The sequence below is a fragment of the Sphingomonas sp. genome (assembly GCF_050725575.1).
GTDB lineage: Bacteria > Pseudomonadota > Alphaproteobacteria > Sphingomonadales > Sphingomonadaceae > Sphingomonas.
This window is the reverse complement of record NZ_JBOHHW010000003.1, coordinates 76,843-92,501: the sequence shown is the minus strand read 5'-3', so window position 1 is coordinate 92,501 and position 15,659 is coordinate 76,843. Positions and strand designations below refer to the sequence as shown.

The following is a 15,659-nucleotide window of genomic DNA, read 5'->3' as shown; positions in this document are numbered from 1 at the left end:
GACAGCCTATGTCGCGGGAGATGCCTTTCGCGCAAGTCTATTGCGCACGGATTCGAGCATCGGGCCAAGAATTTCGGCCCAGCGTGCAACGCCGGGGGCATTGGCGATCTCGTCATTGCGGACTTCGATCGCCAGGCTGGCAATGCCATTGGCCTCCCCGTGCCGGTTGAGCGTCGCATTGAGGATCCGGCCGGAATAGGGCTCATTGTCGCCGGTCGGGATGCCGGCTTCGCGAAGGAGCGCGACGGCAAGACGCGCCGCGCGGGTGTCGCGATTATAGAGAATGCCCGCCTCCCACGGGCGACGCCCTGCCCCGCCCTGTTCGAGTTCGGGCGTGAAACTGTGGATTGAGGCAAGCAAGGTTGGTCGGTGCTGCCGGATCAGCTGAGCCAGTGCCCGATGATAGGGCGCATGGAAGCGAGCGATACGCGAGGTGCGGTCTGCATCGATATTGCCCGGGACGGCATGCCCGTCGCTGATTGCCGGCATCAGTGACGGGTGATCGGGCTGGCGGTGAAGGTCGATGACCAGGCGCGATACGGTGGCGAAGATTGCCGGCGCCCCGAGTTGTGCCGCCAATGCTTCGGTCAGTGGGGCTGCACCGATATCGATTGCGATATGCTTGTCGAGCAAGGCCGGATCGATGCCAAGGTCGATGCCCGGGGGCACGGCGTTGGACGCATGGTCGCAGATCAGCAGGATGCCACCGCTCCTGCCGTCGATTAGCGTGGGGAGGCTCATGCGGAGACGAGAAGAGCGGCGGGCCATTGCCCACCGCCCTTCAGGTCGGATGGCGCGCGGAAGGACCGTGGACCATCGGCGGACGCGACACGCAAGGCGACGGATCCGTTCAATCGATACGGAGCAAGAGTGGTGCCAGATGCATCGCGCGAAGGCGACCGACATCGACTGGCTTCGCCTTGTACCATTTCAGGACGGAAAACTGTCATGCAAGTGTCGATTCGAGACACCACCAGTCCGACTGGCTGGCGCGGATTTCGGCAGCGGCGGCGCTTCGCTCCTGCGCCGTCCGATAAAGTGCGAAGCAGGTCGCGCCCGACCCGGACATGCGAACCAGAATCGGATCGGCATGCTGCGTCAGCCGACCGAGCACCTCGCCGATCACCGGCGCCGCGGCTCGGGCCGGCGCTTCAAGATCGTTTCGGCCGCCTCGCGCACGATCGAGCAGGGCGCCATCGCCGATCGGGCCGCGATCGACTCGGTCCCATGCGCCGAACACCGTTGCGGTCGACACAGCGACGCCGGGATTGACCAGCAACACCGGTGTCCCCGACAGGCCATCCAACGGCTGAAGTCGCTCCCCCCTGCCCGTACCCATCGCGCTCCGGCCAAGCAGGCAGGCCGGAACATCGGAGCCGAGCGCCTCGGCACAGGCGACCAGGCGGCGATCGTCGAGTGGAATGCCATGCAAGCCGGCCAGCGCGCGCAAGGTCGCGGCGGCGTCCGCCGAACCGCCGCCAATACCCGAGGCAATGGGCAGGTTCTTTTGCAGAACGACCGACACTTCACCTGATAATTGAAACTCTTGTGAAAATATCCTGATTGCACGTGTCACCAGATTCCCGTCCTCGCTCGCCAGTCCAGCCGCGAACGGGCCTTCAATGTCGAACCGGATGGGGCCCGGCGTCAGTCGTATCTCGTCCCCATCTGTGAGGAACGCGAACAGCGTCTCGATCTCATGATAGCCGTCGGCGCGGCGTGCACGGACGTGCAGCGCGAGGTTGATCTTGGCCGGCGCTTTTTCGGTGATCACGGGCGCCGGGCGCCCTCGATCGGGCCGGAGGCGATTTTGGCGGCCAGCCGCGCAGTATCGCCCGGATTGGCGACGATTGCCGCGGCCCGCCAGGAATAGCGCGCTTCATAGCGGCGACCGACGGCCCAGTAGGCATCGCCGAGATGCTCGGCGATATCGCCATTGGCAGGCTCGGCTCGCGCGGCACGTTCGAGGAGTGGCAGCGCGCGGGGCGCGTCGCCGGTGCGGAAATACGCCCAGGCGAGCGAATCGGTGACCGAGGCGTCGTCGGGCGCCAGGCTGCTGGCGCGTTCGAGCATCGCGCGCGATTCCGCGACCTTCTCACCGCGCTCGATCCGGGCATAGGCGAGATAATTGAGCGCCAGCGGTTCATCTGGTGCGAGCGCAACCGCCTTTTCCAGCGCCTTGCGCGCTTCCGGCCAGCGTTTCGCCTGATCGAGCGCGCTGCCGAGCTGAAGATAATGCGCCCAGGTGACGTCGTTTCCGACGCGCTTGATCGACAAGGTGAAGGCCTTGGCCGCATCATTATAGCGCCGCGCCGTGAGAAACAGGCCGCCGAGCCGTGTCGCATCTTCGCTGTCCGCGCCGGGCGCGGCCGACAGCGCAGTCGCCGCAAGCAGCGCCCGCGCCGAATCCCCGGCGCGATTGAGTACAGTGATGCGCGCATCGAGCGCGACGGCATGGAATGGGCTGTCGGGGCCGATCGCCTGCAGCGCCAGCAGCGCGCCCTCACTGGCATCGTTGCGCGACAAGGCGTCAGCGAGCAGCAATTTTGCCCGGTCATTGTCGGGTTCGACCCGCAGTGCCGCGCGGATCAGGGCAATCGAGATCGGCGTCGGATCACCTTCCGCCAGATCAGCGGCAAGCCGCAGCAGCAGGCGCGACAGGCCGAACGCGGCCGATGGCTTCACGCCATTACCGAGCCGCGAACGGAACGCGACGATCACCCGGTCATCCCCGCGCAACAGCGCCTGGGCGAGCTCGCCGCGCCCTTCCCCGGCAAGCAGTTGCGCCGCGTTGACACGCAGATCGAGGCTCGCCTGGTCCGTGCCGAGCAATGCTTGGAGCGCGATCACGCCCTCGTCGATCCGCCCGCTCGCGATCAGCAGCAGGGCGCGGTTTTCGGCATTGAAGCGGCGCGCGACCGCCTTGCCCTTTGCCGGATCGAGCGCGGTCAGCGCATCGCCGCCAGCGCCGAAGGCCACCCAGGCCCGGAGTGATGCCTGGGCGAATTCGAACGGGCCCTTGCCAATGCGTTCCAGTGCGGCATTCTGGGCGGGAAGGTCGTTCTTCCTGATTGCCGTGGCGAGGGACAGCAACGCCGCGTCGGGTGGCGCCTCGCCATTTTTCTGGAGGACAGCCAGCGACCGGTCAATCAGCGCGTCATCGCCCGCCTCGAGCGCTTCGCGATAGGCGCGCCGCGCGACGGTGACGCTTTCCGGCGCCTGCAGCAGTGCCTTGTCGTAACCCGCCACCGCGATTTGCGTACGGCCATCGCCATCGGCAGCGCGAGCTCGTGCATAGGCGGTCAGATCGACGGTCGGGCCGACATTGGCCGACACCGAACCGGCGCTGCCCAGCGTGAGCCCCAGCAGCAACAGGCGGTTACATGTTCGGATAATTCGGCCCTCCGCCGCCTTCGGGGACGACCCAATTGATGTTCTGGGTCGGGTCCTTGATGTCGCACGTCTTGCAGTGGACACAATTCTGCGCGTTTATCACGAACTTCGGATCGCCGGTTTCTTCACCCACAATCTCGTAAACGCCCGCCGGGCAATAGCGTTGCGCCGGCTCGTCATACATTGGCAGATCATACTCGACCGGGATGGCCGGATCCTTCAGCGTCAGATGGACCGGCTGGTCCTCCTCATGATTGGTGTTCGACAAAAACACCGAGGAGAGGCGGTCGAAGGTCAGCACGCCGTCGGGCTTGGGATAGACGATCGGCTTGACCAGATCCTTGCGCCACAGCGTCTCATTGTCCTTATGCTGCTTCATCGTGAAGGGCATTTTTATGCCCAGATGCTCGGCCCACATGGTGATGCCGGCCAGGCCCGACCCGATCAGCTCGCCGAACTTTTCGACCAGGGGCAGCACGTTGCGCACCTTGGACAATTCCTTGGCGACCCAGCTGGTCTTGTACGCGTCGGGATAGGCTGCCAGCTCGTCATGCTCGCGGCCCGCCGTCACCGCATCGAACGCGGCCTCGGCGGCCATCATGCCCGATTTCATCGCGGTGTGACTGCCCTTGATGCGCGGCACGTTCAGGAAGCCGGCGCTGTCGCCGATCAGCGCGCCGCCCGGGAAAACCAGCTTCGGCACCGACTGGAACCCTCCATCGCTGATCGCACGTGCCCCATAGGAGACGCGCTTGCCGCCCTTCAGGATCGCGGCAATTGCCGGATGCGTCTTCCAGCGCTGCATTTCCTGGAACGGCGAGAGGTAGGGGTTGGAATAGTTGAGCCAGGTGACGAAGCCGAGCGCGACCTGGCCATTGGCCTGATGATAGAGGAAACCGCCGCCGTTCGAGCCCTCGGTCTCGGTCAGCGGCCAGCCCTGGGTGTGAATCACCCGGCCGGGGAAATGGTTCTCGGGATCAATGTCCCACAATTCCTTGATGCCGAGGCCATAGACTTGCGGCTGGCTGTCCTTGGCCAGGTCAAAATTGCGGATCAGTTCCTTGGACAAATGCCCACGTACGCCTTCGCCAAAGAAGGTGTATTTGGCATGGAGCTCAAGACCCGGCGTATAATCCGGCTTGTGCGTGCCATCGCGCGCCACGCCCATATCGCCGGTCGCGACGCCCTTGACCGAGCCATCGTCATTGAACAGCACCTCGGCGGCCGCGAAACCGGGGAAAATCTCGACGCCGAGTTCCTCCGCCTGCCCTGCCAGCCAGCGGCACAGATTGCCAAGGCTGCCGGTATAGGTGCCCTTGTTATGCATGAACGGCGGCGTGACGAAGTGCGGCATGCCGAACTGCTTGGTCCTGGTCAGGATCCAGTGCTGGTTGTCGTTGACCGGCACTTCCGCCATCGGGCAGCCCCGCTCGCGCCAGTCGGGGATCAATTCATCAAGCGCCTTGGGGTCGACGACCGCGCCCGACAGGATATGCGCGCCGACTTCGGAGCCCTTCTCGAGCACACAGACCGACAATTCGCTGCCCTTTTCGGCGGCAAGCTGCTTCAGTCGGATCGCCGCGGCCAGCCCCGCCGGGCCTGCGCCGACGATCACCACGTCATAGGGCATCGACTCACGGTCGCTCATCTTCGTCCTCCGTCATGACACCCTCGTACGCGCGCTCGTCGCGTCCCGGGAACGTCTTGTCCTTGTCCCGGTGCCAGCGAATTGACCGCGCCGTCAACTAGTGACTCTAAGGCAAGTGATGGGGGCTGACCAAAATTTCGACTGGCGACACGCCGCGGCGAGCGCAATCGACTGGTGGCGCGAGGCCGGCGTCGATGCGACGATCGACGAAGCGCCGCGCAACTGGCTGGCGCGCGTTGAGCCGGCACCGGTTGAAGCCATATCCGAGGTCGCCGCACCATTCGTGCTGCCGGATACGCTGGACGCCTTTAACACCTGGCGATCGGGCTCGGACGCGCCGGAAGCGGGCTGGCCCGAACAGATGATCCCGGCGCAGGGTGCTGCTTCGTCCAATCTGATGGTGCTGGTCGACTTGCCTGAGCGCGAGGATGCCGCGGCCGCCACATTGATGAGCGGCCCTGTCGGACGGCTGTTCGATCGGATGCTCGCCGCGATCGGCCGCGACCGTGCATCGATCTATCTCGCCGCCGTCTGCACCGCCCGGCCGGGCAGCGGACGTATTTCTCCGGAGATCGAGGAGCGATTGAACGAACTGGTGCGGCATCATGTCGCGCTCGCCGCCCCAAAACGGGTGCTTTTGCTCGGCAATGCGCCGAGCCGTGCGTTGCTTGGGGCGGATGCGGCGCGCGCGCGCGGTGGTTTACGAACGCTTAACCTTAAGGTTGGCACGGTAGAAACCGAGATTGAGGCGGTCGCGAGTTTCCATCCGCGCTTCCTGCTCGAAAAACCGGCTTTCAAGGCCGAGGCCTGGAAAGACCTGCAGATGTTGATCGGGGGATTGGATTCATGATCCGAAACGCGACCGGAAAGGCCATGCTGGCCTGTGCGTTAGCTGTAGTGCCGCTGAGCCAGGCTCATGCCGCCGACACCGCCGATGGTGCCATCCCCGATATCGCGCGCGCCGATACGGCTCGTTCAGGGACCGGCATCCCGACCCAGCTCGATGCTACCCAACGCGAGGGATATCGCGCGGTCTTCGCCAGCATCCGGGCACAGAAGTGGCTCGACGCGCAAATCCAGCTCGATTCGATGAAGCCCGGCCCGCTACACGCCATCGCCCGGGCCGAGCTGCTCACCGCGAAGGGATCGCCCAAGGCCGATCTCGACCCGTTGATGAAATTGCTCAACGAAGCGCCGGAATTGCCACAGGCGACGCAGATCCTGACCATGGCGAAATCGCGCGGCGCGATCGACCTGCCCGCGCTGCCCGAAACGCGCCGGCTGACCTGGCTGGGCAGCGCGCCGGTCCGGACGCGCGCCAAGAGCATCAAGAGCGACCTGGTTGCCGCTGAACTGGCGATCAAGATGCAGCCCTTCGTCAAAGCCGACCAGGGCCCCGAGGCGCAGGCTTTGCTCGACGCCACCGAAGGGCTGAGCCCGGAAGCCCAGACCGAATGGGAGCAGAAAGTCTCCTGGATCTATTATCTGCAGGGCGACGACGCCAATGCGCGGACGATGGCGGCCAAGGCGGCACGCGGCGTCGGCGACTGGGCGGTTCAGGGCGACTGGGTCAATGCGCTTGCCGCATGGCGTCAGCATGATTGTACGGCAGCGGAGAGCGGGTTCGAGACGGTCGCCGGGCGGGCGAGCGACATCGAACTGCGTGCCGCGGGCCAATATTGGGCGGCACGCGCCGATATGGCTTGCGGCCGGCCCGAGCGGATCGAGGCGCGGTTGAAAAGCGCGTCGCAATACCGTGAAACATTCTACGGCCTGCTCGCGCGCCAGACGCTGGGCATCCGCGACGCAGCTCCGCACACCGCCAGCTATATCGCGGGTGACTGGCAGGCGCTCGGCCGTCGGCCCAATATCCGCGTCGCCGCGGCGCTGGTCGAAATCGGCGAGAACAACCTCGCCGACGAAGTGATCAAGCAGCAGGCCAAGCTGGGCGATCCAAGCGAATTCGGCTCGCTGGTCCGGCTGACCTCAACGCTCAACCTGCCCGGCACCCTGGTATGGCTGGCCCATAACGGCCCGGTTGGCGCGACCGCCTCGATCGAGGCGCGCTACCCTGCCCCCAACTGGACGCCCGATGGCGGCTGGCGAGTCGATCGCTCGCTGGTCTATGCCCACACGTTGCAGGAATCGAAATTCCGCACCGACGTGGTGAGCAGCGCGGGTGCTTACGGCCTGATGCAGGTGCGCCCAGGCGCGGCGAGCGATATTGCACGCAAGCAGGGCCGTAGCTTCGATCGCTCGGCCCTTACCCGCCCCTCGACCAATATCGAGGTCGGACAAAGCTATCTCGAACAATTGCGCGACCTGCCGCTGACCGGCGGGCTGCTGCCCAAGGTGATCGCGGCGTATAATGCCGGGCCGCTGCCGGTGCAGATCTGGAATGCGCAGTCGCGCGATGGCGGCGATCCGCTGCTCTACATCGAATCGATCCCCTATTGGGAAACGCGCGGTTATGTCTCGACCGTGCTGCGCAATTACTGGATGTATGAAAGCCAGAGCGGCAAGACCGTGTCGCCGAGCCGTGTCGCGCTGTCGCAGGGCATGTGGCCGCGTTTCCCGGGCCTTCCCGGCGCGTCGTCGGTCAGGCTGAGCGCAAAGGCGCCAAACGTGTCCTTCAGTGCCAATTGACGAAAGCGCCGCGTTCCTGCCGGTCAGGATCGCGGTGATGACAATATCAGACACCCGCACGCTTGCCGACGACCGGTCGGGCGACACGCTGGTCGATCGCCTGCTGGCCGCAGGTCATGTGCTCGCCGACCGGGCGATCGTCGTCGATGACGTTGCGACAATCGCCGACCGGCTGACGCGATGGATCGACGATGATCAGGTCGATTGCGTGATCACCACCGGCGGTACCGGCGTGACCGGGCGCGATGTGACGCCCGAAGCAATCGAACGCGTACAGGACAAGCCCATTCCGGGCTTTGGCGAGCTGTTCCGCTGGCTCAGCTTCCAGACGATCGGCACCTCGACCATCCAGTCTCGCGCCTGCGCCTGTGTCGCACGCGGCACCTATATCTTCGCGCTGCCGGGATCGACCGGCGCGGTGATGGACGGTTGGGACGGCATCCTCAGGGATCAGCTCGATAGCCGGCATAAGCCCTGCAACTTCGTCGAGCTGATGCCGCGGCTGATGGAGCGATAGCCGGCTGCGACATTATTTCGCCGCGTCCTTGGCTGCCTCCTTCGCCGGCTCGGCCTTTTCGTTCAGGAACTTGCCGAGCGAAGCGTCCATCTGCGCATACCAGTCGATGTAATCGAGGAAGTTGGCATAGGTCATTTTCCCGATCGCGCTGAGATAGATATATTCCACTAGATCGCCATCGGCGTCGATCGCGACCTTCAGAAACCGCTTGTCGCGATTCCACTCATTGGCCAGCTCCGGCGAAAAATAGGGCTTTTTCTTGTACCACGAGAAGAATTCGAGCGAATCGCATCCGGTGTTGTTCTTGCAGCCATAGAAGCGGACGGTGAACTCGCTGCCATTGGCGCCACTGACGATATATTCCTGACCGGACTAGCTTTTCTTGATGTCCGCCTTGTATCCGGCCTGCATCATCACCCCGGCGACCGTCTTGATATCGCTGACGTCGATAACCCGGTCCTGCACCTCGTCCTTGGCCAGCGACGGCGTGGCGATGATCAGGGCGCCGGACAGCGCCAGCGCGGAAATGGCCATTCTGAACATTGTTTTCTCCCTGAAGCCCCTGTCGATCTACCGCGGCAATCGTGGCGATCAACCGGAGTTTGTTCCGAACCCCCGCAGCAGGCCCCGTAAGCGACTGTTAAATCCCTGACGCTATTATGCCCTCGATCCCTCGAGAGGCATTTTCGTATGACCGCGCCGATTTTCGATCTGACCACCAGGCTGAAAGCCAAGGCCGAGCTGACGTCCGAGGATACGCTGGCGATGCGTCGGATCGTCTGGCCCGACGGCGCGATCGAGCCGGCCGAGGCCGATGCGATCTTCGACCTGAACACCAGCGTGAAGAGCAAATCGCGCGAGTGGGTCGATTTCTTCGTTGAGGCGATGAATGCTTATCTCGTCGAACAGCAATCGCCGAGAGGCTATGTCGATGACGCCAAGGCCGGCTGGCTGATGGCCAGGGTCGACGGCGATGGCCGTGTGGACTCGCTCGGCGAGCTGGAGTTGCTGGTCAAGGTCCTGGAAAGCGCGACCAACGTGCCCGAGGCGCTGAAAACCTATGCCCTGCGCCAGATCGAGACGATCGTGCTGACCAGCACCGGCCCGACCCGCGACGGCGGATCGCTTGACGCCGGGTCGATCAACGCCACCGAGGTCAAGCTGCTGCGTCGGCTGCTCTACGCGCAGGCCGGTGACGGCCCGGCATTGGTCAGCCGCGCCGAGGCCGACATGCTGTTCCGCATCAAGGACGCGACGCTCGCTGCCGCCAATGCACCGGAATGGCAGACTCTGTTCGTCCAGGCCGTCGGCAATCACCTGATGGCGCATAGCGATTATCAGCCACTCAGCCATGAGCGCGCCACCGAGCTCGATAGCGTCATGAACGATACGCGATCCGGCGTCGGCGGTTTTCTCGGTCGCCTTGCAGAATCAAACATCAATGACGGATTCCGCAGCGTTTTCGGCAAGAAGCCTCAGCCGGTCGATCATGATGCCGCCGTCGCCGCCGATCGCGCCGTGGTTGCGGACGAACAGGCATGGCTGACCTCACGGATCGATGCCGACCAAAGGCTGGATCCGCTGGAAAAAGCGCTGCTCGCCTTTATTGCTGCGGAAAAAAGCTAGCCAACGGCGTTACCGCCACCTGCCCTGGCCATTCTGGCCGAGTGGTCCAAGCGTTTCCAGATGTCAGCCGATAACAAGCTGAGACAATAATGTTTGCAGTGTTCCCGAAAGGATGCAGGGCGGCATATTTGTCGTCGGCAATGTCGCTGCCCCTGTCGCATTGTTATAGTTCAAGTCGACAAGCGCTTTGGAACAATTTCCCACAGGGGTAGCAAGGATTAAATTATCAACCCTCACCAGGGTTTTGGATACGGTCCGAACGACCACGGGGTACGCGAAATTATTCGATGAACATCCCGTTGGCCCCGCTATGCCGCCTGATGTGAACGTGACAACTCCCGGTACGGATGCGGATCCCACGCTGGTCACGGCGCCGTTCAGCACTGCAGTACAAGTCGAAGTGCCAAGACCGAATACGCTAATCGTGAGGCTGCCCGCAAGCGTTACAGGTTGACCAAGGGTCGGCGAAGTGATCGGATTTGCCAAGGCTGGAGTAGCGATCAGGCCCAAAGCCAGAAAGGTGGTCACGGCTGCTCTTGAAAATATTTTCATTGCGGCATCTCCCTCTCATTTTTTTTCATGTTGCTTTTATCGCGTTATTCGAAATGACGCGATCGAGTTTTACACCAATCTGGTAACATCTGGCTGCGGGCTTCAGCAATCCATCGTAATATTATCCAGCTACATGGCCGACATCCCTTGATCACCTTTGTGGATGCGCCATTATCGAAATGGCCGATCTCCACTGTCCTTCAACGAGAAGGCTCAGTTTCCGGCATTCCGGCAGCTACGCGGTTCGGATCGCTGTCCGCCGTCATAAGCTCACATAGGATGCACAGGCTCATTGACATACAACGCGTATGTTACCACGTAATCACATACGAGACGTATATGAATGCTTGCTCGCTCATGATGGCGTGTGGACGTTCTCTGAATAGGAGCGAAAAATGGCCAAGCGTGACGCAATTTTCCCAGCCGGCAGGCAAGCTCTTTATGAAATCAATCGTTATTCGGCGGCAATCCGTTCCGGCGATCTTTTGTTCGTGTCCGGTCAGGTCGGCAGCCGCGAGGACGGATCGCCCGAGCCGGTTTTCGAGAAACAAGTCCAGCTTGCCTTCAACAATCTCACGGCGGTGCTGAAAGCCGCAGGCTGCATTTTTGACGACGTCGTTGATGTGACCACTTTTCACACCGATCCGGCCGCTCAGTGGGAAACTATCAACACCGTCCGACTGAAGGAAATCGGCGAGCCGCCTTACTCAAACTGGACCGCCGTCGGCGTGAACTGGCTGGCGGGCTTTGATTTCGAGATCAAGGTCATTGCGCGCATACCGTAGCCGGGCCGATCATATTGTTCTTGCTATGTTCTACTCATCCCGCTAGCTGGAGCGAATGGCCGGAAATCGCCCCACGCGCGGCGCTACGCTCAATCGTGACAGTGTCCGCTTCAACCTGCCCGAACGAGAAGCGGACGGCGACTGGCTCGATGCGCAGGGCGAGGTCGATGGCGAAGCACCCAAATTGCGCACCACGGTGACAGTCGAAAAGCCGCGCACCATCATCACCCGCAACCAGTCGCCAGACGTCGGCTTCGACCGCTCGATCAATCCGTATCGCGGGTGCGAACATGGCTGCATCTATTGCTTCGCCCGGCCCACGCATGCCTTTCACGACCTGTCGCCCGGTCTCGATTTCGAAAGCCGATTGTTCGCCAAGCCAAGCGCGGCGACCCTGCTGCGCGCCGAGCTGTCGAAGCCGGGTTATGTCGCCCGGCCGATCGCGTTCGGGACCAACACCGATCCCTATCAACCGATCGAGACCGAATGGCGTATCACGCGCGCCTGTATCGAGGTGCTGGCCGAGACCGGCCACCCGCTGACCATCACTACCAAATCGGATCGCGTCGTGCGCGATATCGACCTGCTCGCCCCCATGGCGGCACGCGGGCTGGTGGCGGTGGCACTGTCGGTGACCTCGCTCGATCCGCGCATCGCCATGACGATCGAACCGCGCGCGCCCGCGCCGGAACGGCGGCTCGCCGCACTGCGCAAGCTGACCGACGCCGGCATTCCGACCCACGCCTCGATCGCACCGGTCATTCCGGCGATTACCGATCACGAGATGGAGCATCTCCTCGAACGGGCCGCACAAGCCGGCGCGCGCAGCGCATCCTATCTACCGGTGCGGCTGCCGCACGAGGTCGCACCGCTGTTTCGCGCCTGGCTCGATACGCATTTTCCCGACCGGGCCAGCAAGGTGATGGCGACGATCCGGGACATTCGCGGCGGGCGCGACAATGACCCGAATTTCGGCACACGAATGCGCGGGCAAGGGCCATGGGCCGAACTGCTCAGGACGCGATTTCACATCGCCTGCCGGAAATACGGGCTGAACAACGAGCGCATCATCGTACGCAGTGATCTGTTCCGGCCGCCAAAGGGTGCGCAAGGCGACCTGTTCGGATAAGCGCTACCGGGTAGACGCGCTTGACCAGGATGGACAGTCTTCCCGCCGGGTAAGCTTCCCGCATGGTGCACGGCCCATCCGGGAGCCGCTGTTTTCAACGGCGGGTCTGGTTTGCAATTGAACTATGCGCTGCTCGTCGCAGCGATGCGCGTCGGCAAGCCGCGGCTCATCCGGCCCTGATCGCGCCGGTAGCGCTGCGGCAATCCTGTTTTTCGACAATCAGAAAGAGCGTGCCGATACAGTCCGGCAAGGAATGACATGCCCGGTCCGGGGTGATGGTTGAATCGCCGCAATCGACTGGATTGCGGGGATCAGAGGCGGGAGATATGGGACACCGGTTGTGTCCCATATCTCCCGCCGTCGCTTCAGCGAGATCCAGAATAATATTATTCAATATCAGATACTTATACTAAATTGATGATGCCACGCGTGGAACTGCGAAGATTTTATCAGGCCGAGCCTTCGACAAGCGATGAGGGTTCCTGCGCCGGAATCAGGTGACCCTCAGCAGGACGCCCTGCCCTCAGTTGAATACCCGGCCGGTTTCGGCCCTTATCTGGTCACCGGCATAACCCAATCGGCGCAACATCTCTTCGGACGCCGGCATGATATCGGCAAATGTCGCGAAAGCGGTCGCGCAGCCGGGGCAAGTGAAAGGGATAATCTCGAACCGTCGCAGATCGACCATCGCGCCGCTTTCTTCGCACACGCCGAACATCGCGCGACAGTCGGGGCAGCAGGCGAAGATCAGCGCGCCCTCGCCGCGGCAGCACGGACAGCGTGGCTGTTTCAGGCTGTGATGGGTTATTTCGGGCATGTGGTTGTCCCTGGGAAGCTGAACGCAATGAAGCAGAACTTCAAGATTTCCCTCTTCCACGCCCCGACTCATCAAGAACATCCATTATGGAGTAAACGCACTGAGATTGCAGGACATTTTTATTTTTCGTTAGCGAGGCGCCTTTAGCAACACAAGCATAGGAGAAACCGATGTTTTCTGTCCTAGCTTGCATTCAGCACCAGCATGATTGGCGGCTCATTGTCGTCGCGGCGGTCATTTGCCTGATCGGCAGCTTCACCACCATGCTATTGTTCCAGCGCGTGCAGGAATGTGAACGTGCGCACCGATATCGCTGGATGGCGACTGCTGCGATTACTTGCGGCACCGGCATATGGGCGACGCATTTCATCGCGATGCTCGCTTATGACAGCGATTTTCCGATCAGCTACGCGCCATACGCAACGGCCCTATCGATCATCGTCGCGATCGCCACCGCAGGCGTCGCCAGCATCGTCGCGCATGGGCGAGGCAATGCCGCATCATTCGCCATCGGCGGTGCCGTCCTTGGCCTTGGCGTCGCGGCCATGCATTTCACGGGCATGGCCGCAATCGAAGCGCCGGCACGGCTTAGCTATGATGTGCCGGTGACTGTATCGGCCGTGCTGGCCGGCACCATATTCGCGTCCCTCGCCTTGCTGGCATTCCATGCGTTTCGCGGTATCCGGCGATTTACCATTGCCACGGCGCTGTTCGTCCTCGCCATCTGCAGCCTTCATTTCACCTCGATGAGCGGCGTCACGCTGCGGCCGGACCCGACCATTATTGTCACCGGCGTATCGATCGATCGATCGCTGCTCGCCGGGATCGTCATTGCCGTTTCCACAGCTCTCATCCTTGCAGCGTTCGGCGCGGCCTATCTCGACCGCCATCTCACGGATCTGAGAGGGCTGGCCAATGCCTCGCTCGAAGGCCTGCTGATCGTCAGGGACGATCGGATCCTCGACATCAATGAACGTCTTGTCGAACTGTCGGGCTGGACATCGTCCCACCTGACAGGCCGTTCGCCGACCGCCATACTCGTTCTGGGACCGGAGGGCCTGAATTGCTGCAGCGACACCGACGGTCCGTCCGAAATAACGCTTCTGCACGCTGATGGCGGCGAAATTCCGATCGAGATCTTATGCCGCACGATCGAGTATCGCGGTCGCGAATCTCACGTCCTGGTGGTTCGTGATATCACCGAGCGCAAGAAATCGGAGCGCAGAATCGAGCATCTGGCGCATCATGACGCACTGACCGACCTGCCCAACCGCGCGCTGTTCGACGATCGCATGGACCTGGCGCTGCGCCTGGCCGCGCAGCGTGACGAGCAAGTCGCGATTCTCTGCCTCGACCTGGATCGTTTCAAGGCGGCGAACGACATATTCGGCCATGGCGAAGGCGATCGCATCCTGCGCAAGGTGGCCGACATTCTCCGCGATGTGACTGGCCCGACCGACACGATCGCGCGCCTTGGCGGGGACGAGTTCGCGATCATCCAGTCCGGCGCCGCTCAGCCGGAATCGGCCAGTCAGCTCGCAAACCGTGTACTCGCCGGCTTCGCCGAGCGGATGAACATGGCCCGCGACCCCAAGGCCGTCGGGGTCACGATCGGCATCGCATTGTTCCCGGCCGATGGATCGGACAGCGATGAGCTGCGCACCAATGCCGACACGGCACTGTACCGCGCCAAGGGTGCCGGGCGCGGCACCGCCTGCTTCTTCGACGCCGCAATGGATGAAGCCGCCCGCATCCGGCGTGAACTGGGTCATGATCTGCGTCGCGCGATCCTGCGCAATGAGCTCTCCGTCGCTTATCAGCCGCTGATCGCCGCCCGGACCGGTCAGGTCGCCGGTTATGAAGCACTGCTGCGCTGGGTCCATCCGGAGCGCGGGGTGATCGGCCCGGCCATTTTCATTCCGATCGCGGAGGAGAGCGGCACGATCGTCGAACTGGGCGCGTGGGTGCTGGAACAGGCCTGCGCCGAAGCCGCGCGCTGGGCGGAACCGCTCACCATCGCGGTCAATGTCTCACCGGTGCAGTTTCAGCTGCCCAATTTCTGCGAACAGGTCGCGGACGTGCTGAACCGGACGAAGCTGGACGGCACCAGGCTCGAACTCGAGATCACCGAAGCCGTGCTGATGCGCGATCGCGACGCCGTCCTGGTGCTGCTGCATCGCCTGCGCGCGCTTGGCGTGCGCATCGTGATGGACGATTTCGGCACCGGCTATTCGTCGCTCAGCAATTTGCAAAGCTTCCCGTTCGACAAGATCAAGATTGACGGCAGCTTCACTGCGGCGATCGAGCATGACGAGGCCGCGCGATCGATTGTCCGTGCGATCATCGGCCTTGGCCATAGCCTGAATTTGCCAGTCGTGACCGAGGGCGTCGAAACCGAGGCTCAGCGCCTGATCGTCACCGAACAGAATTGCTCACAATTGCAGGGCTTTCTGCTCGGCAAGCCCGGCGCAGAGCCCAGCAGAACGGTTCACCCGGCGGAGATTGTCCAGCTGGACGGCGTCCGGCTGAATCGGGCTTGAGGTTCG

Annotated in this window: 15 protein-coding genes; 8 read left to right on the top strand and 7 right to left on the bottom strand. The window is 62.7% G+C overall.

From position 1 onward, the window contains the following. Positions 1-6: 6 nt before the first annotated feature. The 4 genes from ACRECS_RS03120 to ACRECS_RS03105 all read right to left on the bottom strand — a co-directional run bounded on the left by ACRECS_RS03120 (position 7) and on the right by ACRECS_RS03105 (position 5,041). Positions 7-741, bottom strand: coding sequence for an N-formylglutamate amidohydrolase (locus ACRECS_RS03120; RefSeq protein WP_431581641.1), 735 nt, complete (start codon positions 739-741; stop codon positions 7-9). Between the two features lie 205 nt (positions 742-946). Beyond that, positions 947-1,774: a 4-(cytidine 5'-diphospho)-2-C-methyl-D-erythritol kinase gene (locus ACRECS_RS03115; RefSeq protein WP_431581494.1), complete on the bottom strand. Its 828-nt coding sequence runs from the start codon at positions 1,772-1,774 to the stop codon at positions 947-949. Further along, entirely contained in the window at positions 1,771-3,372 is a 1,602-nt protein-coding gene (locus ACRECS_RS03110; RefSeq protein WP_431581493.1) for a tetratricopeptide repeat protein, read from the bottom strand. Before ACRECS_RS03110 ends, ACRECS_RS03115 begins: the two co-directional genes overlap by 4 nt. 7 nt (positions 3,373-3,379) lie before the next feature. Further along, complete coding sequence (locus tag ACRECS_RS03105; protein WP_431581492.1) at positions 3,380-5,041, bottom strand: electron transfer flavoprotein-ubiquinone oxidoreductase; 1,662 nt, start codon at positions 5,039-5,041, stop codon at positions 3,380-3,382. 118 nt (positions 5,042-5,159) lie between these two features. On the opposite strand from ACRECS_RS03105, the gene ACRECS_RS03100 reads away from it, so the two are divergent. Genes ACRECS_RS03100 through moaB form a run of 3 tightly spaced genes read left to right on the top strand, consistent with a single transcriptional unit; the run spans position 5,160 to position 8,204 of the window. Beyond that, positions 5,160-5,891 carry a uracil-DNA glycosylase gene (locus ACRECS_RS03100; RefSeq protein WP_431581491.1) on the top strand — a complete coding sequence of 244 codons (732 nt, stop codon included), beginning with the start codon at positions 5,160-5,162 and terminating at the stop codon, positions 5,889-5,891. Further along, on the top strand, positions 5,888-7,687 hold the full coding sequence (locus ACRECS_RS03095) for a transglycosylase SLT domain-containing protein (protein ID WP_431581490.1): 1,800 nt from the start codon (positions 5,888-5,890) through the stop codon (positions 7,685-7,687). The genes ACRECS_RS03100 and ACRECS_RS03095 overlap by 4 nt, the downstream gene beginning before the upstream one ends. Next, positions 7,677-8,204, top strand: a complete 528-nt coding sequence (gene moaB / locus ACRECS_RS03090) for a molybdenum cofactor biosynthesis protein B (RefSeq protein ID WP_431581489.1) — start codon at positions 7,677-7,679, stop codon at positions 8,202-8,204. Before ACRECS_RS03095 ends, moaB begins: the two co-directional genes overlap by 11 nt. Before the next feature lie 12 nt (positions 8,205-8,216). On the opposite strand, the gene ACRECS_RS03085 is transcribed toward moaB, so the two are convergent. Together ACRECS_RS03085 and ACRECS_RS03080 are read right to left on the bottom strand one after the other, a co-directional pair. Beyond that, positions 8,217-8,561 (bottom strand): YbjN domain-containing protein, encoded by a 345-nt coding sequence (locus ACRECS_RS03085; protein ID WP_431581640.1) that lies wholly within the window; start codon positions 8,559-8,561, stop codon positions 8,217-8,219. Between the two features lie 15 nt (positions 8,562-8,576). Continuing rightward, positions 8,577-8,747 carry a hypothetical protein gene (locus ACRECS_RS03080; RefSeq protein ID WP_431581488.1) on the bottom strand — a complete coding sequence of 57 codons (171 nt, stop codon included), beginning with the start codon at positions 8,745-8,747 and terminating at the stop codon, positions 8,577-8,579. A 147-nt stretch (positions 8,748-8,894) separates the two neighbouring features. On the opposite strand from ACRECS_RS03080, the gene ACRECS_RS03075 reads away from it, so the two are divergent. Then, complete coding sequence (locus ACRECS_RS03075) at positions 8,895-9,830, top strand: hypothetical protein (protein WP_431581487.1); 936 nt, start codon at positions 8,895-8,897, stop codon at positions 9,828-9,830. 63 nt (positions 9,831-9,893) lie between these two features. On the opposite strand, the gene ACRECS_RS03070 is transcribed toward ACRECS_RS03075, so the two are convergent. Then, a complete protein-coding gene (locus tag ACRECS_RS03070; RefSeq protein ID WP_431581486.1) occupies positions 9,894-10,382 on the bottom strand; it encodes a hypothetical protein in 489 nt (162 codons plus the stop codon). A gap of 395 nt (positions 10,383-10,777) precedes the next feature. On the opposite strand from ACRECS_RS03070, the gene ACRECS_RS03065 reads away from it, so the two are divergent. The 4 genes from ACRECS_RS03065 to ACRECS_RS03050 all read left to right on the top strand — a co-directional run bounded on the left by ACRECS_RS03065 (position 10,778) and on the right by ACRECS_RS03050 (position 15,653). After that, positions 10,778-11,167 (top strand): RidA family protein, encoded by a 390-nt coding sequence (locus ACRECS_RS03065; protein ID WP_431581485.1) that lies wholly within the window; start codon positions 10,778-10,780, stop codon positions 11,165-11,167. Between the two features lie 55 nt (positions 11,168-11,222). After that, positions 11,223-12,296: a PA0069 family radical SAM protein gene (locus tag ACRECS_RS03060; protein WP_431581484.1), complete on the top strand. Its 1,074-nt coding sequence runs from the start codon at positions 11,223-11,225 to the stop codon at positions 12,294-12,296. A 472-nt stretch (positions 12,297-12,768) separates the two neighbouring features. Beyond that, the gene (locus tag ACRECS_RS03055; protein WP_431581483.1) at positions 12,769-13,260 is read left to right on the top strand and encodes a hypothetical protein; all 492 of its coding nucleotides are present in this window, start codon (positions 12,769-12,771) and stop codon (positions 13,258-13,260) included. Between the two features lie 23 nt (positions 13,261-13,283). Next, positions 13,284-15,653, top strand: coding sequence for a bifunctional diguanylate cyclase/phosphodiesterase (locus tag ACRECS_RS03050; RefSeq protein WP_431581482.1), 2,370 nt, complete (start codon positions 13,284-13,286; stop codon positions 15,651-15,653). The last annotated feature ends 6 nt before the right edge of the window (positions 15,654-15,659 follow it).